The sequence below is a fragment of the Lewinella sp. JB7 genome (genome assembly GCF_024297185.1).
GTDB lineage: Bacteria > Bacteroidota > Bacteroidia > Chitinophagales > Saprospiraceae > Neolewinella.
Genome location: NZ_JANCTD010000006.1, coordinates 95,519 through 120,582, shown reverse-complemented (window position 1 = coordinate 120,582; position 25,064 = coordinate 95,519). Strand labels below are relative to the sequence as shown.

The window sequence follows — 25,064 nt, the reverse complement described above, 5'->3', positions numbered from 1 at the left end:
GGATTTGAACGAAGCAAAGTACCTGATCGTCGGTGGAGGCGCGGCCGGCCTGGTGGCCGCCATCACCCTGGAAGCCGCCGGCCACGCCCCCGTGATACTGGAAGCCGCCGACGCCGTCGGCGGACGACTGCGGACCGACGAGGTGGACGGCTTTTTACTCGACCGGGGGTTTCAGGTGCTACTGACGGAGTACCCCGAGGTCAAGCGCTACCTCGATCTCGACGCCCTCGGCGTGCAGGCCTTCCGGCCGGGAGGGCACGTTCACACGCGTCAGCAACACTTTCGCTTCGCCGACCCCCTGCGCGAACCGGCCCAGCTTTTCCGGTCGGCCCTGTCGCCCGTCGGCACCCTGCAGGACAAGGTTCGACTCGCGCAACTCGGCTTTCGACTGATGAGCCTGAGCCCGGAGGAATGTTTTGAGCACGTCGGCGACCAGTCGACGATCGACTACCTCTGGAATTTCGGGTTCAGCGAGCAGATCGTCGAACGCTTCTTCCGGCCCTTCTTCGGCGGCATATTTCTGGAGCAGCAATTGCGTACGCCGGCGGCAATGTTCCGCTTCATCCTGAAAATGTTCGCCCAGGGCAGCGCCGTGCTGCCGGCGCGGGGCATCGGGGCGGTAGCGCAGCAGCTTGCCGCGAAACTGGAGCGCACCGAGATCCGGACGGGCGTTCGCGTGGTATCGGTTGCCGACAACGAGGTAAAACTCGACGATGGTACTTCCCTCCCCGCCCGGGCCGTGATCGTAGCCTGCGCGCCCGACCGCCTGTTCCCCCAACTGGCCGGAGACCCCACCCGCTGGAAGTCGACGACCAATCTTTATTACTACAGCACCCGCCGGCTGAAGGAGAACCGCCTGATCAATTTGGTAGCCGACCCCACCAGCACCATCAATACCTTCTCCGTGCTCGATGAGGTAGCCCCCACCTATAAACTCCGCAAGCAGGGCGGCTCCCTGATCAGCGTGACCCTGAAGGAAAGCCGCGATGGCGACAGCCTCGCCCAGGCGGAACAGGACCTCCTACGCCACAGTAGACTGCCCAATGATGCCCTGAGTTTCCTCCGCCGTTACGACGTCAAACACGCGCTGCCCCAGCTTGACAGTGTTGCCTTTTCCTATGATCCGACGCACAGTCGACTGATCGACCGGGTATTCCTGGCCGGCGACCAACAACTCAACGGCTCCCTAGACGCCGCCATGCGCAGCGGGCGACTGGCCGCGGAGGGAGCGCTTCGTACCTGACCATGTTCCGTGACCACTTCCACCTCCCCACCGGCCCCGACGGTAAACCCCTCATTTACTTCTGTGGCAACAGCCTCGGATTACAGGCCCGGGCCGTCGACGACCAACTCCACCAGGAGTTGGGCAGCTGGCGGGAACGGGGCGTCGAAGGGTGGTGGGGCGGCCCCGACGGCGGCTGGCTCGGCTACCACCGGCGACTGCAGGACGGGCTGGCGGCCATCGTCGGAGCCCAGCCCGAAGAGGTCGTAGCCGCTAATGCCCTGACGGTCAACCTCCACTTGCTGATGATATCCTTTTTCCGGCCGGCGGGGCGGAGGACCAAGATCATCATGGAAAGCGGGGCCTTCCCCAGCGACCAGCACGCCATAGCGAGCCAACTGAAATTTCACGGCCTCGATCCGGCCGACCACCTCATCGAAGTAAAACCCCGGGTGGGGGAGACGATGATCGCAACGGACGACATCGTCGCGGCGATCGAAGCCGTCGGGGACGAACTCGCACTGGTACTCTGGACGGGCGTTCAGTACTATACCGGCCAGTTCTTCGCGCTGGCATCCATTGCCGCGGCCGGCCGGAGGGTAGGGGCCGTCGTGGGTTTCGATCTCGCCCACGCCGCCGGCAACGTTCCCCTGTCGCTGCACGAGTGGCGGGTCGACTTCGCCGTGTGGTGCAACTATAAATACCTCAACGGCGGACCCGGGGCCCCAGGAGGCATTTTCGTACACCAGGATCACGCCGACCGTCCCGATCTGCCGCGCTTTGCCGGTTGGTGGGGTCACCGGGAGAGCGATCGTTTCGCCATGAAGGCCGAGTTCATCCCCGAACGGGGCGCTGCCGGTTGGCAGGTTTCAACCGTCCCCGTACTGGGCCTAGCCCCCCTCCTGGCAACCCTGCCCCTCTTCGCCGAAGCCGGGGGCATGACCGCGATCCGGCAGCGCAGTATGGAGCTTACGGCAAGCCTGTACGAGGAGCTACAGCAACTGCCCGACCTGCGGATCCTCACCAGCGACGATCCCGCACAGCGGGGCGCACAGTTGTCGGTATACGTTCCCGGTCACCGCCCCGAACTTGAGCGGCAGTTGTCGGAAGCCGGACTGATTGTCGATTACCGTCAGGATAACTACGACGGGAGTGGGGGCGGAGTTTTGCGGTTGGCTCCCGCCCCGCTGTACAATACCCCCGAGGAGGTTCGCGCCGTACCCGAACGGCTGCGGCAGGTGCTGTAAACACAAAGCGGCGGGAAATGAGAACTTATCCGAATTTTTTGGGGTTGTACCAACAATTAGCCCAACAATCAAATGACTATTCTCATCCTTGCCATCGTGGCGCTTATTGGCGTCTACCTTTCCGGAGACATGCGGGTAAGCCAGTAACGATCCGTTACGCATTCCTTTGTCTATCGGCTTTCTTCATTGTCGCCTGTGCGTCGTCCCCCCGTATGCCGCAAGACGGCCGCTTTTCCGTTCCCCCACCCCCCGATTACACCCTTGCCGCCCACTGGGCCGCCCTGCCGACTACGGATGATTACGCCGATCGCACGCCGACGGATTCAATTCAAGACCGCCAGCATGCCGCTCCGGCCGACGTATTCTTCATCCACCCCACGATCTATACCAAGACGCGCGGAACTAACCGTCTCTGGAATGCCGACGTGCGGGACGCGGACCTCAATGGCGCCGTCGACCGATCGACTATCCTAAATCAGGCCAGCATCTTCAACGCTGCGGGCAAAGTGTACGCACCCCGCTACCGACAGGCACACCTGGAAGTGTTTTACGCAAGCGGGGCATCGGTGAAGGATCGGGCACTAGACACCGCCTATACGGACGTGCGCGCGTCCTTCGACCACTACCTGAATTACTATAATCACGGCAGACCGATCATTATTGCCGCCCACAGCCAGGGCACCCTTCACGCAGAGCGCTTACTGAAGGAACGCTTCGTCGGCAAGCCACTCCGCCGGCAACTGGTAGCGGCTTACCTCGTCGGCATGCCGATTGAAAAAACGGCATTTACGGATATTCCCGTCTGCAACGATCCCCGACGAACCGGCTGTTTCGTCAGTTGGCGCACCTTCCGCGACGACTATACCCCCGACCCCGGCCGCGATGATCCATCCGTCGCCGTGGTGAACCCGTTAACTTGGACGACTGATCCCGGACGGGCTCCGGACTCGCTCAACCTCGGTGGAGTGCTCTACAACTACGACGCCGGCCCCGTACCCGGACTGGTCGGAGCGGAAATCCGCGGAGCCTTCCTGTACACCAACAAGCCCCGGTTTTTCGGCGACATCTTCTTCCGTTCCCAAAACTTCCACGTCGCCGACTACAATTTTTTCTGGATGAACGTGCGGCGGAATGCGCGGTCGCGGGTGCAAAGTTTTCTACGGAAGCAGTAGGATTAGGTATACATCCCTTGCGCATTCACCTCACCTGCGCGTGGTCAGCTTTCCGAATCACTGGTTAAAACCGACCGCCGAACAGCGGTGCGTAAGGGTACGTTGGTACAAGAAAAAACCAATGGGAAAGACCGAAAACCTGTTCAGCCGGGAGGCCATCGAGAAGATCAAGAAAATCGCGACGGACGAGGACATCACCATGTTCTGCACCAATCTGGGCGCACGTCCCTTCAGTACCACGCCGATGTCTACCCAACAAGTGGAAGACGATGGTTCCATCTGGTTCTTCAGCGCCAAGGACAGCGACCGCAACGCCGATCTGCAGCGTGATCCCGAAGCCCAACTGATCTACAGCAGTACCAGCGACCAGGAATATCTGAGCCTTTACGGAGAGGCCAGGGTAGTGTATAACCTCGATAAAGCAAAGGAACTGTGGAGCCCCATGGTGAAAACATGGTTCCAGGAGGGGCCGTCCGATCCTAACCTGAGCCTCATTCACTTCAAACCCAAGGAAGGGTATTACTGGGATACCCAACACGGTAAGGTCGTTGCCTTCGCTAAAATGGCTGCCTCCGTGGTGTCCGGTAAAACCATGGACGACGGAGTAAGCGGAAAGATCAGTGTATAGCCGTCCGTAAACGAATATACGCGCAAGTACACGTTTAATTGGCGATTAACGTGTCGGGGGAGCCGGTGCTTTGTGGAGCAATCAAATGCTTTACGAAACCGCTATCCCATGACTACCGATGCGCTGCTTAAACTTTTACGATCCCTCCACGGCGGTTCGGATCCGCTCACCGGCACACCCGTACCCACCGATTCTTGTCTTCATGATTCGGTCATTCGCTCCGGTCTGGACGATCTAATCCGAACGGTAAGCGATCACGCCCCAACTCCCCACGCTCCGAGTGCCCGGGAAGTAGAGGAATTGTGCGATGCTTTACGGACGATGGATTACGCGCCTACCGTACAACAACTGGCCCGGATATTTACCGGAAGCCGCAGCATTGCCGATCCGCGCTTGCGGGGTCTACCGGCTTACCGACGCTACCGCGGAGTGCTAAGCCGGCGAGCGCTGGAGGAGATATTGGGTACCCACCCGCCACTCAGCACAAAGTCCGCCTCGGCAAAGACCGGAGGAGCAGGAGCGAGTGAAGGTTGGCGGGAGATCGACTTCTTCACTACCGACGCTTTCGACAAACTATCCAGTGACAAAGCAGAGGAGCTTCGCCGGGAAATTGCGGCCCTGGGAATGCGTAAGCCTACCGACCGCCTACCGGCCTACATGGCCCGTGCGCGCGCAACCGTTGCCCGGGCGTTCGAGCCCTGGACGCGGGAAGAAAAGGCCCTGCTCATCGAAGCGATGTGCTACACCAACGACAGCGAGCGATTAGCGACGATCTTCGAACGATCTCCCGCCTCCGTGCGGCGAACCGGTCAACAATTAATCTACCGTAGCCAAAAAAAGGAAGTTGCCTGACTAATCCGTTCGACCGCCCGGAGTGTTTACGGGAGTGTCTTCACTTGAACGGATCGGTTTAGGGGGTGGCTGCCACTGGTGTACGGAGGGTGTCTTCGTGTCCCTGCGCGGCGTCGTGCGGGTGGAACAGGGGTGGATCGCTTCGCGTTCACCTTACGATACGCCGTCCGAGGCGGTGATCGTCCACTTCGATCCCGGCCGCATTACCGCCGGTAAGTTGATCACGGTTCATCTGGAGACGCACGCCGCCTGGTCGGATCACGCTTTCCGCGGGAAGTATCGGTCGGCCGTTTACTACTTTCGGGCCCGCGAAGCCGACCACTACCGCCAGCTCCTGGCGGCCGTAGCCGGGCAAACGGATCGAACGCTGCGCACGATGGTGCTGCCGTTCAAAAGTTTTAAGCCCTCCCTGCCGGAGCACCGGGACTATTTTCGGAGCGATCCGGAACGCCCCTTCTGCCGCCGGTACATCGTACCCAAACTGAATCATCTGCGGGAACAATACCCGGAGCTGTTGGGTGGGTGACACGTCAGCCGGTCGCCGGCGGGGCTAAATACACATTTTCGGTCCGTCTAAGCAATAAGGCTTAGGCTGGTACTGTTAAAACCGCGTTATTCAAATCGGTGCGTACATAGTCCATTGCGCCGCTCTCCAACACACGTCTTACAAATCATTCCTCTCTTATGGCCATTACTAAATCACCCGCCTTTAAGTACGCCAAGAACTTCATCATCGGCGTCGGTGCGGCCGTTGTTATGCTGGGTGCGCTCTACAAAATCCAATCGTGGGAAATGCCGACGATCGGTGGCGTCACTTTCGATCTGCTGACGATCGGTCTGGGTGTCGAAGCCTTCCTCTTCCTTCTCATTGGTATCCTCGGCCCCGAGCCCGATTACTACTGGGACAAACTCTATCCCGGCCTCACCAAATACGACGGTGACGTCGCTCCCCTTACGACCGGTACGGTCGGCGCCGCTCCCCAGGTGGCCGCCCTCAACGGCGAAGTCGTGGAAGAGCAACTCGGCGGTATGCTGGTCGAACTGCAGACCATGTCTAAGAGCATGAGCAGCCTTAAAGCACTGCAGGAGGCCGACTTCAGCGGTACCTCCGCCCAGATCAAACAGATGGGTAACTTCTACGCTAAGCTCAACGAAGCCATGGCCGACCTGGCCGCTACCACCGACGAGACCAAGGTGTACAAGAAGAACATGCAGCAGCTCAACGGCAACCTGACCACCCTCAACAACGTGTACGGGAATATGATCAGCGCCATGCGTGCCCCCACTGCATAGCCTTTCTCCCAACAACTAACACCCCCCACGGCCGCCGCTCCCGCGCGGCGACCCAAACAACGTAAATATGTCAATTCCAAAGGAACCCCGGCAGTTGATGATCAATATCATGTACTTGGTATTGATGGCACTGCTGGCCCTCAACGTCTCCGCTGAGGTGATGGATGCCTTCCAGACCCTCGATAAGGGCAACCAAAACAGTATCGCCACCGTCGACGAGCAGATCAACGAAACCGTCACCAGCCTCAACGACCTGCTGGAAGACAAGTCGAAGGCGAAGTTTCGCGTCCTGCAGCCCGCCATCACCTCGATCCGTCAGGAGGTGCAATCTTTCAATAGCTACGTCAACGGATTGCGTGACACCTTGATCGACGTGTCCGGCAACAACGACGGAGAAGTGAACGACGGTGACTACGCCGAAAGCCACGGCGTCGTGGCCCCGAAGGGCAAAAAGAATAAGGACGTCACCACCCGTCTCCTCGTACAGGGCCCTAAGGGAGACATCGGTGAAGGCAAGGGTGAGGGCGAGCGCCTGAAACAGCGCATTATGGATACCCGCCAGCGCCTGATCGATATTTACTCCAACCTGCTCACCGAACACGGCGAAGCGCTCGACCTTAACCAACAGGAGATCCAGAGCCGTATTCAGAGCGTCGCGGTAAATATGCCCTTCAAGGTTGATGACGAAGCCTGGCGTACGTCCAACAATAAGAAAGTAAGCTGGGCCGACTACAAGTTCGGTCACATGCCCCTCGCTGCCGTACTGCCGCTGATGTCGCAGATCCAGTCCGACCTCAAGGTATCCGAAGCCAATCTCGTGAACGACATCGTGCAGATGGCCGGCGGTAAGCAGATCGTCTTCGATAAGTTCTTCCCCGTCTTCCAGGCCGACAAGAGCTACGTCATCGGTGGCGAGCGACTCAACGCCGTAGTATCCGTAGGTAGCTACTCTTCTTCGCTCCAGCCCGAGAACATCGACCTGCGGGTGAACGGACAGCGCCTCAACATTAAGCCCGACGGTACGGCCGATTTCAGCCTGACGGCCAGCGGATCGCCCGGACCTAAGACCATCCAAACCAGTGTCGCGGTCACCAACCCCCTCACCGGGGAGGTCACCCGCGAGAACGGCACCTTTACTTACGAGATCGGTACCCGCTCGGTGGCTGTCTCCGCCGACAAGATGAACGTCTTCTACATGGGCGTCGATAACCCCCTCACCGTTGCCGCGGCCGGGGTCGCCTCGAACGACGTACGCGTCAGCTTCGGCGACGCCATTACCGGTACCGGATCGGGTAACAGCTACGTGGTCAAGGGCGTGCGCCCAACCGGAAACGGTACGACCAACGTAACCGTAACGGCCAATGGCCAGACCCTCGGTACCTTCCCCTTCCGCGTGAAGCCCATCCCCGATCCCGTTCCGACTATGGGCGGACAGCAGGGGGGCGACATTGCCAACTCGACCTTCCGCGCTCAGAAGGGAGTCTTCGCCGAACTGAAGAACTTCGACTTTGACGCCCGCTGTAACATCGCCGGATTCAACATCCTCTACATTCCCGCCCGGGAGGACGCCCTGGTAGCGACCAATGCCGGTAGCGGATTCAGTGGACAGGCCGCCGCCCTCGTCGGTCGTGCCAAGCCTGGCGACAACTATACCTTCAAGAATATCAAGGCCAAGTGCCCCGGAGACGCCGCCGCGCGGGATCTGGGTACCATGTCCTTCACGATTCGCTAACCGATCGTTGGCGGCCGGCCGACCAACAATCACGGGCCTTGCGTAGTTTCCGCTACGGAAGGCCCGTTTTCGTTTCTTTACATACCACGGCGGCGGCCGACCGCGTTGTTACCCTGTTTGTATGAATCATCCCATCATCCCACTTTCCATGAAGGCAGTATATAGTCTAGTGCTCCTCTTCTCCCTGGTCGTGTCCGCCGACTTATCGGCGCAGACCACCGGAAACCCCGAAGAACAGCCCAGTACCTTCACGCTGCCCGGCGTGGCGGACGATAACCCCCTGATGCAGGACGGTGAATTCGTGCCCCCCCTCAACGACATCGTCGAGAACAGGTCCCTGCGCGAACGTCGCGTACTGGCTTACGAGCACCTTCGGGAGGCCGACATCATGTGGAAGCGGCGCATCTGGCGCATCATCGACGTAAAGGAGAAAATCAATCTGCCGTTCATCAACCCGCAGCGTCCCCTCATCTCTATTCTGCTCGAAGCGGCACAGAGTGGTGACCTCCGCGTTTTCGATCCGATCGGTGGCGACAACTTCTCCATGCTCATGGACGAAAAGACCCTGCAGAACATGGCCGGCGGCGTAGACTCCGTCCGCGTGGTCAATCCCGAAACCTACGAGGAGGAGATCGTACTGGAGGAGCGTATTTTCGACCCTACCAGCGTCCTTCGCTACCGCATTCAGGAAATGTGGTTCTTCGACAAGGAAAGCAGCACCATGAAGGTGCGCATTCTCGGCATTGCTCCCATGATCCAGGAAACCACCGAAAATGCGGGCCGCACCATCGAGCGTCCCATGTTCTGGGTCTACTACCCCGAAGCCCGTCAGCTCCTTGCTAACGAAAGTGCCTTCGCTTATGGCAACGATGCCGCTAACCGGAGTTGGGAGGATGTCTTCGAGTACCGCTTCTTCAACAGCTACATCACCAAGGCCAGCAACGTGCTCGATCAGCGTATCGATCGCCCCGAGCGTAGTGGCCGCGAGCAGCTCATCGACTCCGAGCGCATCAAGCAGGAGATCTTCAACTACGAGCAGGATCTCTGGAGCTACTAATTAGTACGATAGTACACAGTACAATGGTAGGGTAGTACACACTACAGTAGTATTATAGTACGGCAGACTTATTTGGAGGCGTGATGGTTAATCCCATTCACGCCTCCAGCATTTTGCGACCACACTACCATACTACCTACCTACCTCCTACCATACTACCTTCTTACCTACCTACCATACTACCCAATTCCCCAGAACCCTCCCCCCCTCCCCGCGGTTACTACTAAAAATCCCGCCCCCCTTTGAATCCTGCCGAGCAATTGCTGCAGCGTTACGCCGAGAGTGCGCGTGTTGCGAAGATTATCCAGTTAACCAAGTCCGGAAAGGAAGCGCCGCGCATCCAGTTGCGCGGACTCGCCGGAGCACTCGAAAGCTTCCTGATCGCGGCGAGTTACCGTAAGGCCGGCGGACATTACCTGGTCGTCGCGACCGATAAGGAGGAAGCCGCTTACATCCAGAACTCCATCGCGGCACTGTTGCCCAAAAAACAGGTGCGGCTGCTGCCCGATAGCTTCCGCCGTCCGCTCTACTTCGAAGTGCTGGATCCGACCAACGTACTGATGCGTACGGAGACGATCAACTACCTGACGCATAGCCAGTCGAAGGGGGAGATTGTCGTCACCTATCCCGAGGCCCTGTTCGAGCAAGTCGTGGCTCCGGCCGTACTGACCAAGAGCCGTATCGAAATACAGCAAGGGGAAGATATCGACGTCGATACCATCATCGAGGTCTTGGTGGAGTACGGCTTTAAGCGGGAGGAATTCGTGTACGAACCCGGGCAGTTCAGCATCCGGGGCGGCATCATCGACATCTTCAGCTACGGCAACGAGTACCCCTACCGGATCGAGCTGTTTGACGATGAAGTGGAAAGCATCCGCACCTTCGATCCGATGAATCAACTGTCGGTGGAAAAGGTGTCCTACGTAAGCATCGTCCCGAACATCAATACCAAGTTCGACCGCAACGAGAAGACCAGCATCTTCAACGTACTACCGGAGGATACCACGATCTGGTTGAAGGATTTCCAACTCTTGCTGGATCGTCTCGGGGAAGCTTACACCAAGGCCGAAGCGTTCGGCAAAAACCTGACGCTGGTCGACGACGAAGAGCTCAAGCAACTGTTTGACGACCGCGCCTTCATTCGGCCCGGCGAAGTGCTGGAGGACGTGGCCGGTAAACCGATCGTCTTTTTCAGCGACTACAAGCAGCCGGTCGGGATCGACGAGACCATCGACTGCCGCTCCAAACCCCAGCCGAGTTTCAACAAGAATTTCGAGCTGCTGATCCGCAATCTGCTGGAGAATACTTCCTCGGGGCTCACGAACTACATCTTTACCGACAACGCCAAGCAGATCGAGCGCTTTTACTCGATCTTCAACGACCTTAACGCCGAAGTACGCTTCGAGCCGGTCCCCGTCTCCATTCACGCCGGCTTTATCGACTCCGAGCTGGAGGCGGCCTGCTATACGGACCACCAGATATTCGAACGCTTTCACCGCTATAAACTGCGGCGGGGATTCACCCGCGACCAGGCCCTCAACCTGCGCCTGCTGCGCGACCTTACACCGGGCGACCTGGTGGTGCACATCGACCACGGCGTGGGGCGATTCTCCGGTCTCGAAAAGCTGGAGATCAATAAGAAGGTGCAGGAATCGGTGCGCCTGGTCTATAAGAACAACGACATTCTGTACGTCGGCATCAACTCCCTCCACAAGCTGTCGAAGTACAGCGGCAAGGACGGACAGCTCCCGCGTCTCGACAAGATCGGCGGCGACCACTGGAAGAACCTGAAGTCGCGGACCAAGAAGAAGATGAAGGACATGGCCGGCGAGCTCATCAAGCTCTACGCCAAGCGACAGGCCAGTCCCGGACACGCCTTCCCCCCCGACGGTTACCTGCAGAACGAGCTCGAAGCCAGCTTCATCTACGAGGACACCCCGGATCAGCTCAAGGCCACCAACGACGTGAAGGGCGACATGATGAAGCCCCACCCGATGGACCGCCTCATCTGCGGCGACGTCGGCTTCGGCAAAACGGAGATCGCCCTGCGGGCCGCCTTCAAGGCTGCGGCCGATAACAAACAAGTGGCCGTACTGGTGCCGACCACTATCCTGGCGCTGCAGCACTTCCGCACCTTCAAGGAACGCCTCGGGGAATTCGGCGTCACGGTCGATTACATCAATCGCTTCCGGAGCGCGAAGGAAAAGACGGCCATCTTCAAGCAGGTTAAGGAAGGCAAGCTCGACATACTCATCGGCACCCACGCCATCCTGTCAAAACGGTCGGAGTTCAAGGATCTGGGCTTGCTCATCATCGATGAGGAACAGAAATTCGGGGTCAAGGCCAAGGAAAAACTGCGGGCCATGCAGGTCAACGTCGATACCCTGACCCTGACCGCCACGCCGATCCCGCGCACCATGCAGTTCAGTCTCATGAATGCCCGCGACCTGTCCGTCATTCGTACGCCACCGCCCAACCGCCAGCCCATTCATACGGAAGTACGGCAGTTCAGTGAGGACGTAATCAAGGAGGCCATCGAACAGGAAGTATACCGGGGCGGACAGGTCTTCTTCGTCCATAACCGCGTTAAGAGCCTCACCGACATGGTAACAATGCTTCGGCGGCTCTGTCCGGACGTGCAGTTCGCCATGGCTCACGGCCAAATGGATCCCAAAGAACTGGAGGAGACGCTCATCGAGTTCATTGACCGGAAGTACGACGTGCTGGTGTGTACCAACATCATCGAAACGGGGCTGGACATCGCGAACGCGAACACGATCATTATCAACAACGCCCACCAATTCGGCCTTAGTGACCTGCACCAACTCCGGGGTCGGGTAGGGCGCTCCAACAAGAAAGCTTACTGTTATCTCATTGCTCCCGCGCTCAGCGTCCTAACCCCCGACGCACGTAAGCGATTGCGCACGCTGGAAGAGTTCAGCGATCTCGGCAGCGGCTTCAACATCGCCATGAAGGATCTCGACATTCGCGGGGCCGGTAACTTGTTGGGCGGTGAGCAGTCGGGCTTCATCGCCGACATCGGCTACGAAACGTACCAGCGTATCCTGGAAGAAGCCGTGCGGGAACTTAAGCAGGGCGAATTCCGGGACGTATTCGCCGACACCATGACGGAGGGCAGCGACTTCGTGCGCGACGTGACCATCGAGACGGACACCGAAATGCACATTCCAACCGATTACGTGGAGTCCACCCAGGAACGCCTGCGACTGTACCAGGACCTCGACAACATCGAGGACGAGGAACGGCTGGAAGCATACGCCAACGGACTGCGCGATCGCTTCGGCCCCTTACCCTCCCAGGTGGAGGAACTCTTCGACGGCCTGCGCCTGCGCTGGTTATGCCGGGAGCTGGGCTTCGATCGGGTAGTGCTGAAGAACGACAAGCTGATGTGTTTCTTCGTCGAGGATGCCCAGTCGCTGTACTACGACTCCGAGATCTTCCGCGCCCTCAGCGGCATCATCGCTACGGAGGGTAAACTGCGAGGGTTACAGCTCAAACAGACGCCCCGCCGCCTGAGCCTCATCAAGGAGCGGGTCTTCAACCTGACCGCCGCCCAGGATGTGCTCGCCGCTCTCGCCAAGCGCGTGGAGGAAGTCAAGGAAGAGCGGAAATTGGAAAAGGCCATGTAGCGACGGCCTCAGCCGTTGGCGTTTTGTGCAGCGACGGCTTCAGCTGTTGGCACGTGCAGCGATGGCTTCAGCCGTTGACGTGTAGCGATGGCTTCAGCCGTTGACCGTGCAGCGACGGCTTCGGCCGTTGACCGTGTAGCGATGGCTTTAGCCGTTGACGTGTAGCGATGGCTTCAGCCGTTGACGTGCTAACGTCGCTCCGTATCAAACAATAGCGCAATGGATAAAAGTCCATCGGCTACCGGGTGAATCAACCGTTACCCAATGCTGAGATGAATTTGCCCGGCTCCTGCGTTCCCGCCACCTCCGTAATGCGGGAAGAATCAGGAATTTAGCGGGTGTGAACGAATTTTAGTCCCTCATAGAGATAGACGGAAACGTGGCGGACCGAACCTGATTATAGTTTTGCCTTGGAGCGAATTTTCCGAATTTCCTTCGCTTCTGGTATAGAACTTAATCAAAGCAATCGGTCATGTTAAAACAAAGATTAATTACGGCCTTCGTGCTGTTGGCGACCTGCGCGTACGGCCAGCAAACCGTCAGTGGCGTGGTCGAGGACGCCGACAATTTCCCCCTGACGGGCGTGTATGTACTCGTGGCACCGGGAGGTGAGGGCACCGTTACCGACCTGGACGGTCAATTCGAGGTAACGGCCTCCCCGGGGGATACCCTGGTATTTTCTTTCCTGGGCTTCTCTACCCAGCGGATCCCCGTGGGCAATCAGACCAGCCTGGACGTCACCATGAGCGAGAACGCCCAGTTGATCGATGAGGTAGTCGTGGTAGGTTACGGCATCACGAAGAAGCGCGATCTCGTTTCCTCCGTATCCCAGGTGAAGGGCGACGTACTGGAAAACCAGCCCGTATCCCGTCTGGACCAGGCCCTGCAGGGGCGGGCGACCGGGGTGTCGGTTACTTCCAACGACGGCACGCCGGGCAGCGGGGCCACCATCCGTATCCGGGGAACGAACTCCGTGAACGGCAACAACAATCCTCTTTTCGTCATCGACGGATTCATTGCGGGGTCCGATTTCGACCTGAACACGCTCAACGTCAACGACATCGCCTCGATCGAGGTGCTGAAGGACGCTACCGCCCTGGCCATTTACGGTACGCGGGGGGCCTCCGGTGTGGTGCTCGTAACCACGAAGACCGGTGCTAACCTATCTACGGAGCGCCCGATCGTGTCCATCAACCAGTACTACACGGTGCAGAACGTCGCTAATCAGGTCGAACTGCTGACGGGCGAAGACTACGCCAACTACGTAAACGAGGCTGCTCAGTTCGTTCCGGGCCCCGACGGCTTCGGCGCGATCGATCCCAGCCTTCCCCTGATCTTTGACGATCCGGCCAGCGCCCCGAGCACCGACTGGCTCGGCCTGGTCACCCAAGCTGGGCAGATCGTGAATACCGACCTTTCCATCCGCGGAAATACCGGCCGGACGAATTACTACGTATCGATGAACCGCTTCGACCAGGAGGGGGTCATCAAAAGTTCCGGTTTCCAGCGCTACTCTTTGCGCACCAACCTGGACTTCAAGATCTCCGATAAACTGAGTACGGGCATCCGGGTCAACCTGTCGCGGACCAATCGGGAGAACAACAAAGTGAACTACTCCCAGATCGTCAGTCACCTGTTGCCGACCCGGAACGTTTACGACGAGAACGGAGAGTACACCGCCATCAACCCGGTTAGCGCCACCTTGCAGCGCAATCCGGTAGCCGACCAGGAACTCCGCGTCGACAACCGCTACGACAACGACCTGCTCGCCAATACCTACTTGCAACTGGAGCCCATCACCGGGCTGGTACTGAAGACCAGTTTCGGTGCCGAGATCAGTTCCTTTAAGCGCAACTTTTACCTGCCCGGCGCCCTCCCCGAACGCCTCGTCGACGGCACCGGTGGCTACGCGAGCATCAACACGGTGCAGAGCAACGACCTGCTCAACGAAAATACCGCGACCTACACCTTCGACGTGGGCAACCACGGCTTCAACGTCCTGGGCGGTTTCTCGCTCCAGCGCAACGAGAGTGAGGGCTTCAGTGCCAACGCCGAGCGTTTCCCGAACGACGTAGTGCAGTTCAACAACCTGTCCTTCGGCTCCGACCCGGCAACCTACCAACTCAGTTCGGGCTACTCCCGGCGCACCTTCGTATCGTACTTCGCGCGCCTCAACTACAGCTTCAACAGTAAGTACCTGATCTCCCTGACGGGACGGAGGGACGGCTCGTCGGTCTTCGAGGACGGCAATAAGTATGCTTTTTTCCCCTCCGTCGGCGTGGCGTGGAACGTGCACAGCGAACCCTTCCTGAGTGAGTCGAACGTGGTATCGCGGCTGAAGATCCGGGGCAGCTTCGGGGAAGTAGGGGAGCAGGGCGTGCCGATCTACAACTCCATCGCCCGCTTCAATAACGTGAACGCCTACTTCAACGAGACGCTGGTCAACGGCGTCCTCATCGGCAGCCTGCCCAGCCGGAACCTGACCTGGGAAACCACCCAGCAGCTCGATCTGGGCTTCGAACTCGGTCTCTGGCAGGATCGGATCTTCCTGGAAGCCGACTACTACCGTAAAACGACCGAGGACCTGCTCCTCAACCGCGACCTGCCCGGCACCGCCGGCGGCAGTCAGCTGCAGAACGTCGGCTCCATTCGCAACGAAGGGGTGGAGTTTTCGCTGCGCAGCTTCAACATTTCCAACGGTGACTTCAGTTGGGAAACCCAGTTGACGGTGTCGGCCAACCGGAACGAGGTCCTGGACTTGGGCGGTGACGAGTTCATCAACCTGCGGCAACCCACCAACCAGGGCGGGTCGGGCGTACGGCTCATTCCGGGGCAACCCGCTCCCGTCTTCGTGGGCGCCGTTTACCTGGGAACTTACAAAGACAAGGAAACCATCGTTGCCGACGGCTTCGAAGGCCGGGCCTTCATCGGCGGTCCCCGCTACCTGGACCAGGACGGCAACGGCGTGATCAACGATCTGGACTACGTAGTCATTGGTAACCCCCAGCCGGACTTCTACGGCGGCATTCGCAATACCTTCAGCTATAAGGACTTCTCCCTCGACATTTTCTTCCAGGGCTCCTACGGCAACGAAGGCTACAACGGTGTCGCCCAGACCGGTCTGTTCGGACGGGGCGAGCAGACCCTGCTTCCGGCGGTCGTGAACCGCTGGCAGGAAGGAATCAACGAAACCAGTAACATTCCGCGGGCGGGTGCTTCGACGAGCCTATTCAATCCGAACAACACCCTGGGCATCGAGGATGCTTCCTTCCTGCGCCTGAAGACGCTGAGTCTTAACTACGACCTGCCGGTTGCCGGTCTGGGCCTGGATGGCATCGTCCGCGATCTGAAGGTGTACGTGACGGGCAACAACCTGTTCCTGATCACGAACTGGTCCTTCGGTGACCCCGAGGTGAGCAACTACGGTTCCGGGCTGGAGCAGGGCGTATCCACGGGTGAGTACCCCTACTCCCGTTCGTTCACCTTTGGTCTGAACGCCTCCTTCTAACCCCCCTCAACAGCAAAGCAATGAAAAACTATAGCACTCCTTTCTTCCTGTTGCTGGCGGTTATCCTGATTCCGCTGGCCAGCTGCACCGAGTTTCTCGATGAGGAATTCCGGGACGGCATCACCACCGATAACTTCTTCAACAACGACGCCGAGGCGGAGCTTGCCGTGAACGGGGTATACCGCATACTCTACAGCGGGGACCTCTACCGGACCCGTGGGCTCGACAATTACTACGTGAACGGCGCCGACGTGGTGGGCCCGAGCCGCAACGTGAACGGACAGATCCATAACTACCTGATCGATGAGGGGGTGGCCGACGGACAGGGCACCTGGAATTCGCTCTACGAAATGGCGCGTAATACCTCACTGTTCATCAGTAGCATTGAGGGCAACGACAACCTGTCGGAAGGTGCCCGGGATCAGGCTCTGGGTGAGTTGCTCTTCCTCCGGGCGCTGGCTTACTACCACCTCACCAACCTGTGGGGTGACGTGCCCTACTTCCGGGAACTGCCCTCGACCGAGGAACTATCCGAGATTACCCGCTCGGACCGCACCATGATCCGTACGGAGATGAAGGCGGATCTGGAACGTGCCATCGGCCTGCTTCCCTCGGAATACTCGGGTGCCGATCTTGGCCGGGCGAGCAAGTGGGCGGCCACGGCGCTCAAGGCGAAGTATCACCTCTTCGACCGGGAGTGGCAGCCCGCCCTGGCAGCATCCCGGAGCATCATCGAAAACTCCCCCCACCGGCTACTGGACAACTACGCCGACGTCTTCGACCAGAGCGATCCCGCTAACCAGTACAACGACGAGTACATCTACGTGGTCGATTTCACGAAAGACCCGGTCTTCGGGGAAGGCCGTACGCAGCGCACCGACGACTACAACCCCCGGATCCGGGACGAACCCTCCAACCGCAACGACCGCCCCGACGGGCCCGGCACCCCCACCCGGGTACAGCTGTACAGCGACCTCCTGGCCTCCTACGGCGAGGGTATGACCGGATACGGTTGGGCCATTCCGCTGCCGGAAATCGCCGACTCTACGAACTGGGAGGAAGGGGACATGCGGTACACGGCCTCCATCGTCACGGAGTACCGGGGCTACGAGCTCAGCTTTCCCTACTACCGCAAGAACTGGAACCTCGATCAGGAAAATTCCCCCCGCGGCAACCACCCGGAGAATTACATCGTCTTCCGCCTCGCCGACATTTATCTGATGGCCGCCGAAGCCGAAAACGAGCTTAACGGACCCGAGGGAGCCTACGCGTACGTCAACGCCGTACGGGCCCGCGCCTTCGAACCCGACAAGCCGTGGAGCGGCATGTCGCAGGATGAATTTCGCCGGGCCATGTACGACGAGCGTAAGTGGGAACTGGCCGCCGAGGGTCACCGCCGGATGGACCTCATCCGCTGGGGCATTCTGCTGGAAACCGTCAAATCTACCGAGCACCGCCCCTGGAACAATCCCGGCAACAACATTACGCCCAAGCACGTCCTGCTGCCGATCCCCCTCGAAGAGATCCAGCTGAACCCCAACCTGCTCGAAACCGACCCGTCCAACAACGGCTACCGGTAACCCCGGAGCCGTTCGGCCGCCAGAAACCAGCATATGACCCTACTATCCAAGCTGCCGTACTGCCTGCTGCTTCTTGCGCTCTGCATGAGTTGCGGCAGGCCGGGCGCGGGAGGAAATGATTCCGTGACCTCCTCCGCCGCAGACCGGCCCAACATTATTTTCATCCTGGCCGACGATCTGGGCTACGGGGACCTGAGCGCCTACGGGCAGCAACGCTTCTCCACGCCCAATATCGACCGCCTGGCGGCCCGGGGCATACGCTTCACTCAGCACTACTCCGGCGCGACGGTATGCGCGCCCTCCCGCTCGGCCCTCCTTACCGGGCTCCATACCGGCCACACCTTCATCCGGGGGAATTACGAGATAGAGCCCGAGGGGCAGTATCCCTTGCCGGACAGCATCTACACCCTGGCGGAATCGCTGCGGGAGGCAGGCTACGTGACCGGGGCCTTCGGCAAGTGGGGGCTCGGTTTTCCCGGCTCGGAGGGTGATCCGGTTTACCAGGGGTTCGACGAGTTCGTGGGCTACAACTGCCAGCGCCTCGGGCACAACTACTATCCCCGCCACTTATGGCACAACCGCGATTCGGTCCCCTTACCGGGAAATGCCGGCGTACGGGAAGAAAGCTACGCCCCGGACCTCATCCACGACGAAACGATGGCCTTCCTGGAAGATCACGCCGATACCTCCTTCTTTCTGTACGTACCCAGCATCATTCCCCACGCGGAACTGATCGCGCCGGATTCCGTGCTGGCGAAGTGGCGGGAGGAATTCAGGGGTGACCAGCCCTACGAGGGTACCGAACCGGGTGATCTGGCATACCGCACCGGAGGCTACTCCTCCCAAAAGACGCCCCACGCCGCCTTCGTAGCCATGATGGACATTCTCGACCGGCAGGTGGGGGAGATCGTACGTAAAGTAGAGGAACTCGGCATTGCCGAAAATACCCTGATCATCTTCACGTCGGACAACGGGCCCCACCGGGAGGGGGGAGCCGACCCCGACTACTTCGACAGCAACGGGCCCCTGCGCGGCTATAAACGCGACCTCTACGAAGGGGGCGTGCGGGTACCCATGATCGCCAGCTGGCCGGGCACCATCGCGGCGGGCGGCGAAAGCGACCACGTATCGGCCTTCTGGGACTTCTTTCCCACCTTCGCCGAACTCACCGGTGCGCCCGCTCCCGCGGTCACCGACGGAATTTCCCTGGCACCCACCCTACTGGGTGAAGGCAACCAGCGCGAGCACGAGTACCTCTACTGGGAGTTCCACGAGCGTCAGGGGCGTCAGGCGGTGCGCAGCGGTAAGTGGAAAGCCGTACGCTACCGGGTAAACGAGATCGGAACGGACGGTGAGGTCGAACTTTACAATCTGGAAAATGACCCGGGAGAGACAAGGGATGTATCCGCCGATCACCCGGAGGTCGTCGCGACCATGAAACGATACCTCCGGGAAGCGCGGGAGCCGTCGACCGTATTCTCCTTCGCTCAGGAAGCCTACCGGGGGTAATGACGGACCGGCCGCCGAACGCAGCCGACAAGCTATATCGATGAACACCTGTAAGTCTCTCCTGGCAACTGCTACGTCATCCTTTACGGGCATTGCACTCCTGTGGATTTTGCTCGGGTCCTCCGGCTGTCATTCCACTTCGGGAGGGCAGGATGCGGATGGTACGGACCTCACCCACACTCCCCCGCCGAACATCGTATACATTCTGGCCGATGACCTGGGGTACGGCGATCTGAGTTGTTACGGACAGACAAATTTCAGGACGCCGACGTTGGATGCCATGGCGGCCGGTGGCATTCGGTTCACCCAGCACTACGCCGGCAGTACGGTCTGCGCACCCTCCCGGGCCTCGCTGATGACGGGGCGGCACACCGGAAACTCCTACGTGCGCGGGAATTACGAAACCGGTCCCCGGGGATTTGGTGCCGAACTGCCGTTGCGCCCCGACGATTTAACCCTCGGTGAAGTCCTGCAGGGAGCCGGGTACCGGACCGCCGCCATCGGGAAGTGGGGCATGGGCATGGACGGGACCACCGGGGAACCACTCAAAAAGGGTTTCGATTACAGCTACGGAGTGCTGAACCAGGCCTACGCCCACTATCAGTATCCGGACAGCGTGTACGTCAACGGTGCCCGGGAGGCCGTGCCCGGAAACCAGGACGGTCAACGGGGAAGCTTCAGTGGCGACCTCTACACCAATCAGGCGGTGCGGTTTATCGAATCCGTGGAACCTGACCAGCCCTTCTTCGTCTACCTCGCCTACACGACGCCCCACGCCGAAATGCTGGTTCCGGAAGACAGTATTTTTCACCGCTTCGCCGGTCAGTTTCCGGAACAAGCCTTCCGGAAGGGACGGCAGGGTGGGGGACACTCCGCCGACTACGGCCCGGGGTTCGGTGCTTACGCCAGTCAGGATCAGCCCTTTGCCGCTTACGCCGCGATGGTCGTCCGCCTCGACCGTGACACCCGGCGCATTCAGCAAAGCCTGGAACGGCTCGGGCTGGCGGAAAATACCCTCGTACTATTCAGCAGCGACAACGGGCCCCACGCGGAAGGGGGAGCGGTGCCGGAGCAGTTCGGTAGTGCCGGGGGACTGCGGGGACAGAAGCGGGACCTGTACGAGGGGGGCATCCGGGTTCCCTTCATCGCCTACTGGCCGGGTGTCATCGACCAACCCGCGGAAAGCGATCTGATCTCTTCTTTCTGGGATATCCTGCCGACGGTAGCCGAGCTGGCCGGAACCGAACTCGGTGATTACGCGACCGACGGCGTTTCCCTGGCCCCCACGCTGCGGGGAGACACCGGTAAGCAGGAGCAGCACGAATATTTGTACTGGGAGTTTCACGAGCGGGCGCACACGACCCAGGCCGTCCGTAGGGGGGACTGGAAAGCCGTACGCTTGAATCCGGCGGGGCCGCTGGAGCTATATCATTTACCAACGGACCCATCCGAGTCCAACAATGTAGCCGAAGACCACCCGGAAATCGTGGCGAGCATGCGCCAGCTTATGCAGGACGCGCGCTCGCTTCATCCGCTGTGGCCACTGAAGGTGTAGCCCCGAAAGCACGGTTCCGCGGGCTTCGGTAGTTTATTATCTTTAGCCAGCTACCAACGTATTGTTCTGCCCCTGGGTGCCCCGCGCACGAGGAGCAGACCCCGGCAAAGTCGATCTACATGCACCGTTTTTGGCAGGTACCTTGCCGATATTGCTCGTTTCTCCGTCCCGCCGGGCGGAAGATCCTCCTGAGCCTACTCGGTGGGATATTATTGGCTGCCGCCCGGGCCCAGCTTCCACAGATCACCGTCGTTCCCGGCCTGCCCCGGCAGGTCGTTACCTCCCTGCTGCAGGACCGGGACGGATACCTCTGGATCGGAACGCGGAGTGGACTGTTTCGCTACGACGGCTACGAGGCCGTACACTTCGTAGCGGACCAGACGGATAGTTCGGCCCTGCTTAACAATACCATTAGTAGTATCAACGAGGGACCCGGCGGGCACATCTGGGTCACGACCGAAAGCGGACTTTCGATTTACGATCCCGCCCGCCGGGACTTTCGGTCCTTCTTTCATCGCAACTACGTGCCGGAAGTCACCTTCGACGAAACCGGCAGAGCGTGGGCGGTGATCGGCACGCGGGGCCTGCTCCATTTCCACGGCGATCCCGTAACCGGAAATTTAGGGGACTCTTTAGCTCCCATCGACGTTAGCGTGCTCGGGCTGGGCACCGCCCGTACCGTAGACGTTGCATTCGACTCTCTCACCAACACCGTGGTACTCACGGGGCAGGGGCGGGCCGTTTTTGACCGGAATGCATTGGAGCTCCTTTCCCTGCAATCCGGCACACTTACCGCCGCCGTTCCGTCTCCGCCCGGACTAAAGGGTCCGGTGCTTGCCCGCGCCACCGACCGGCGGGGTACCGAATGGGTTTCCACTCCCGAAGGCTTATTTTTTCGTACGGAGGACCAGGCCCGCCACTCCGACTTTGTCCCCTTCCGGCCCGGGCACGAATATTTCGAGAATAATCAGATAACCTCCCTACTGACCGACCGCTCGGGATGCCTGTGGGTGGGTAGTCTGCGGGGGATCGCGCGGATCGCCGGTGGCCCACCCCGGTTTCGTCATCATATGATCGACCACGTTCACTACCAGCCGGAGTACAGCAAGATTTCGACTCTGGACTACGCCCGCCAGTCCGAGCGCCTCTGGATCACGACCGAAAACAGCGGCGTGTTTACCTTTCGTCCGGCGAGTAATACCTACGAACACGTGGACCTTCCGGCCTGGATCGACGAGCCACTGATCAACAGCCTGGAACTTACCGATTCTACTCTGTGGGTATCGTTCGATAACTCCGTACTGTCGTTCTCGCTGGCGAATGGCCGGGTGATGACCGATGCAGTGCGGGAAAGGTCACGCCAGGGATCTTTTGCCATACCGTTACTGGAGGTCGCGCCACACGAATGGTGGATCGGTACCTGGCAACACGGGCTGCACCGCAGCGTCTACCCCCCGGACCGCCCCGGGATGCCGGTATTCGATTCCGTAGCCCCCCGCCTCGGGCAGGATCCGGTCTACGCGCTGCTGAAAGACTCACGGGATCGGGTGTGGGTCGGTACCCGCGGCGGGGGCATCCAGCGGGTGCAGTTGCCCGACGGCCCGGTAGTCGTCTTCAATAAGGGAAATGATTCGGGGCTGCGCGTCAACGGAATTCTTCATCTGTATGAGGACGGTCATGGGACCGTATGGGCCGCCACCCGGGGTGGGGGAGTGGCCCGCTTCGATGAAGCCGAGCAGCGCTTTCGTTCGTTCGGTCTTGAAGAAGGTCTTCCGGACCTCACCGTCTGCTCCATCGGCGAAACCGCAACGGGCCAACTGTGGGTGAGTACCAGCAACGGTCTGGCCCGCTATCATCCGGAGGGCTTGCTTCCCTTCTGGGGCTACCACGACGAAGAACTCTTCGTCAACCAGGATTTTTCCTACCAGAGTGTTGCCCGCGACGGTCGGGGGCATCTGTATTTTGGCAGCCTGGTGGGTATGACGGAGGTAGTTCCCACCCCGGACCCCGCCCCGCCGTCGGACGCCCAGGTTCGTCTGACCGCCTTCCGCACCCTGGGGGATGCCGACGAATACGCGGATGTCCGGTCCCGTTTTCCCGACGAACTTGCTCACGACGAGAACAGCTTCACCCTGTCCGTAACTTCCCTCAATCTGACGGCACCCGATCGGGTTCGTTACGCTTACCGCCTTGCGGGTCTGGAGGAACGGTGGAATATCGGCCAACCGGGGGAACGCACGATCGCCTACCACGAAGTTCCGGCCGGGGAGTACACCCTCGAAATCCGCAACAGCGATGCCGATGGATACTGGAGCGAACACCCGGCCCGGTTCTCCTTCCGGGTGCTCGCTCACCCCCTTCTATCCAGGACCGCACTGATGGTGTACGGCCTGCTGCTGCTCGTCCTTCTGGTCGCCGGATGGCTGGTCCGGGCTAACTGGATGCGCCTGCGCCGAAAGGTGGCCCGTCACCGCGCAACCATTCGGCGACAGAACCGGCAAATGATCTACCTGTCGGACATCTCCCACGAAATGCGCAACCGACTGACGCTCATCCTCGGACCGTTAGAACGGGTCATGCAGGGGCAGGAGGTCGATCAGTTGGCCGTGCAGCGCATTTACCAGAACGCGCTGCGGCTCAAACAACTTTCCGACCGGGTCATGAAGCTGCGGCGTACCGAGGATGGTGGCTTTCAGTTATTCGTCCGTTCCCACGCCCTGCAACCCTTTCTGGAGTCCGTCTTCGACCGGGTCCACGACCTGGCCCTCATTCGGGGCATCGACCTGCAACGGCAATTCACGAATACCCGTGCCGACGTATACTTCGACAGCAATGTACTGGAGATCATCCTGCTGAACCTGCTCAATAATGCCATCAAGTATACGCCGGAAGGCGGTGTGGTGGAACTGAACGTATCCTTGCTGACCGACTCCGCTCCCGCACTACAGGTGGTTGTCCGGGACACCGGTATCGGGATTGCTAAGGAAGAACTGCAACAGATATTCGAGCGATTCTACCGCTCAGAAGGTACCCGCAGGGGAGAAGTCGAGGGCACGGGCATCGGCTTGGAACTGGTGGCTCGCCTCGTGAATCTGCACCACGGTACCATCCACCTCGAAAGTGAGGAGGGCCGGTTTACCGAAGTGAAACTGGTGCTTCCCGCCGGCCGAGAATTCTATGAATCGATCGGTCACCTGACCTCCGTTTCGCCGACCGAAACGCTGGTTTCCCCGCCGGTGCCCGTGGCCGGAGAGGTCAGGGGTACGGTGCTCGTGGTAGAAGACAACGCCGGTATCCGGGAACTGATCCGGGATACGCTGCAACCCGTATTTCACGTCCTGGAAGCGGCCGACGGGCAGCAGGGCCTGGAGATGGTCACCCAGAACACCCCCGACCTGATCCTGAGCGACCTGCACATGCCCGAATTAAACGGTCTGGAACTCTTACGCCACGTCCGCGCCCGTCCAGCGTCCCGCAGTACACCCTTCTTACTGCTGACGGGGCGCTACAGCGAAAGCATGAAGCTCGATGCCCTGCAGGCCGGCGTCAACGACATTATGGAAAAGCCCTTCAGCGGTGAACTGCTTACGTGGCGTATCAAAAGTCTTATCGCCGAGCGCAATCGCCTCACGCAACAGTTGGAGGATCAACCCCGGGTCTACAGGATCGAACCTTCGGATCAACCGGACGACATGCTCTCCGCCGACGAGCAGTTTCTGCAACGGCTCAATTATCTCATGGAGGAGCATTTCGCTTCCAGCGAACTGAACGTCGAGTTCCTGGCGGCGGAACTGGCCATGAGCCGGCCTACCCTATACCGCCATATGGAGCGCCTCCTACAGGAAGCCCCCGCCAATTTTATCAAGCGGTACCGCCTGAAGAAGTCCGCCCTGCTTCTGCAGCAGTGCAAATTTCAGGTGTCGGAAGTGGCCTATATGACCGGCTTCAGCAACCCGAAGTACTTTTCCAAGTGCTTCCACAAGGAATTCGGGAGCACGCCGTCCCAGTACGTGAAGGGACTGAGCGTAGCGGAGTAAGCCGCACGTCAGTAGTGGGAAT

Annotated in this window: 15 protein-coding genes; all 15 read left to right on the top strand. The window is 59.7% G+C overall.

The genetic code is table 11. The annotated features are described in order from the left end of the window. Nucleotides 1-4: 4 nt before the first annotated feature. On the top strand, nt 5-1,243 hold the full coding sequence (locus tag NMA52_RS12140; RefSeq protein WP_254827941.1) for an NAD(P)/FAD-dependent oxidoreductase: 1,239 nt from the start codon (nt 5-7) through the stop codon (nt 1,241-1,243). Nucleotides 1,244-1,245: 2 nt separating this feature from the next. Beyond that, nucleotides 1,246-2,469 (top strand): kynureninase, encoded by a 1,224-nt coding sequence (gene kynU, locus NMA52_RS12135; RefSeq protein WP_254827940.1) that lies wholly within the window; start codon nt 1,246-1,248, stop codon nt 2,467-2,469. A gap of 212 nt (nt 2,470-2,681) precedes the next feature. Further along, nucleotides 2,682-3,641, top strand: a complete 960-nt coding sequence (locus tag NMA52_RS12130) for a DUF3089 domain-containing protein (RefSeq protein ID WP_254827939.1) — start codon at nt 2,682-2,684, stop codon at nt 3,639-3,641. A 121-nt stretch (nt 3,642-3,762) separates the two neighbouring features. Beyond that, a complete protein-coding gene (locus NMA52_RS12125; RefSeq protein ID WP_254827938.1) occupies nt 3,763-4,269 on the top strand; it encodes a pyridoxamine 5'-phosphate oxidase family protein in 507 nt (168 codons plus the stop codon). A gap of 108 nt (nt 4,270-4,377) precedes the next feature. After that, nucleotides 4,378-5,121, top strand: a complete 744-nt coding sequence (locus NMA52_RS12120; RefSeq protein WP_254827937.1) for a hypothetical protein — start codon at nt 4,378-4,380, stop codon at nt 5,119-5,121. Between the two features lie 34 nt (nt 5,122-5,155). Continuing rightward, nucleotides 5,156-5,647, top strand: a complete 492-nt coding sequence (locus tag NMA52_RS12115) for a peptide-methionine (S)-S-oxide reductase (protein ID WP_254827936.1) — start codon at nt 5,156-5,158, stop codon at nt 5,645-5,647. A 158-nt stretch (nt 5,648-5,805) separates the two neighbouring features. Further along, nucleotides 5,806-6,414 carry a gliding motility protein GldL gene (locus NMA52_RS12110; protein WP_254827935.1) on the top strand — a complete coding sequence of 203 codons (609 nt, stop codon included), beginning with the start codon at nt 5,806-5,808 and terminating at the stop codon, nt 6,412-6,414. Nucleotides 6,415-6,481: 67 nt separating this feature from the next. Then, nucleotides 6,482-8,146: a GldM family protein gene (locus tag NMA52_RS12105; protein ID WP_254827934.1), complete on the top strand. Its 1,665-nt coding sequence runs from the start codon at nt 6,482-6,484 to the stop codon at nt 8,144-8,146. A 121-nt stretch (nt 8,147-8,267) separates the two neighbouring features. Then, nucleotides 8,268-9,203, top strand: coding sequence for a gliding motility protein GldN (gene gldN / locus NMA52_RS12100; protein WP_254827933.1), 936 nt, complete (start codon nt 8,268-8,270; stop codon nt 9,201-9,203). Between the two features lie 242 nt (nt 9,204-9,445). Continuing rightward, nucleotides 9,446-12,853: a transcription-repair coupling factor gene (gene mfd, locus NMA52_RS12095; protein WP_254827932.1), complete on the top strand. Its 3,408-nt coding sequence runs from the start codon at nt 9,446-9,448 to the stop codon at nt 12,851-12,853. 472 nt (nt 12,854-13,325) lie between these two features. Next, on the top strand, nt 13,326-16,361 hold the full coding sequence (locus NMA52_RS12090; protein WP_254827931.1) for a TonB-dependent receptor: 3,036 nt from the start codon (nt 13,326-13,328) through the stop codon (nt 16,359-16,361). 20 nt (nt 16,362-16,381) lie between these two features. Next, nucleotides 16,382-17,941, top strand: a complete 1,560-nt coding sequence (locus tag NMA52_RS12085) for a RagB/SusD family nutrient uptake outer membrane protein (RefSeq protein WP_254827930.1) — start codon at nt 16,382-16,384, stop codon at nt 17,939-17,941. 33 nt (nt 17,942-17,974) lie between these two features. Beyond that, nucleotides 17,975-19,450, top strand: coding sequence for an arylsulfatase (locus tag NMA52_RS12080; RefSeq protein WP_254827929.1), 1,476 nt, complete (start codon nt 17,975-17,977; stop codon nt 19,448-19,450). Between the two features lie 40 nt (nt 19,451-19,490). Then, nucleotides 19,491-21,005, top strand: coding sequence for an arylsulfatase (locus NMA52_RS12075; RefSeq protein ID WP_254827928.1), 1,515 nt, complete (start codon nt 19,491-19,493; stop codon nt 21,003-21,005). A 119-nt stretch (nt 21,006-21,124) separates the two neighbouring features. Then, a complete protein-coding gene (locus NMA52_RS12070) occupies nt 21,125-25,042 on the top strand; it encodes a hybrid sensor histidine kinase/response regulator transcription factor (RefSeq protein ID WP_254827927.1) in 3,918 nt (1,305 codons plus the stop codon). Nucleotides 25,043-25,064 lie beyond the last annotated feature (22 nt).

Excerpts from the sequence above, each read along its gene's own strand:
- NMA52_RS12085 (WP_254827930.1), top strand. The coding sequence starts at position 16,382 with ATGAAAAACTATAGCACTCCTTTCTTCCTGTTGCTGGCGGTTATCCTG.
- NMA52_RS12105 (WP_254827934.1), top strand. The coding sequence starts at position 6,482 with ATGTCAATTCCAAAGGAACCCCGGCAGTTGATGATCAATATCATGTAC.
- kynU (WP_254827940.1), top strand. The coding sequence starts at position 1,246 with ATGTTCCGTGACCACTTCCACCTCCCCACCGGCCCCGACGGTAAACCC.
- NMA52_RS12125 (WP_254827938.1), top strand. The coding sequence starts at position 3,763 with ATGGGAAAGACCGAAAACCTGTTCAGCCGGGAGGCCATCGAGAAGATC.
- gldN (WP_254827933.1), top strand. The coding sequence starts at position 8,268 with ATGAATCATCCCATCATCCCACTTTCCATGAAGGCAGTATATAGTCTA.
- NMA52_RS12110 (WP_254827935.1), top strand. The coding sequence starts at position 5,806 with ATGGCCATTACTAAATCACCCGCCTTTAAGTACGCCAAGAACTTCATC.
- NMA52_RS12075 (WP_254827928.1), top strand. The coding sequence starts at position 19,491 with ATGAACACCTGTAAGTCTCTCCTGGCAACTGCTACGTCATCCTTTACG.
- NMA52_RS12130 (WP_254827939.1), top strand. The coding sequence starts at position 2,682 with ATGCCGCAAGACGGCCGCTTTTCCGTTCCCCCACCCCCCGATTACACC.
- NMA52_RS12080 (WP_254827929.1), top strand. The coding sequence starts at position 17,975 with ATGACCCTACTATCCAAGCTGCCGTACTGCCTGCTGCTTCTTGCGCTC.
- NMA52_RS12070 (WP_254827927.1), top strand. The coding sequence starts at position 21,125 with ATGCACCGTTTTTGGCAGGTACCTTGCCGATATTGCTCGTTTCTCCGT.
- NMA52_RS12090 (WP_254827931.1), top strand. The coding sequence starts at position 13,326 with ATGTTAAAACAAAGATTAATTACGGCCTTCGTGCTGTTGGCGACCTGC.
- NMA52_RS12120 (WP_254827937.1), top strand. The coding sequence starts at position 4,378 with ATGACTACCGATGCGCTGCTTAAACTTTTACGATCCCTCCACGGCGGT.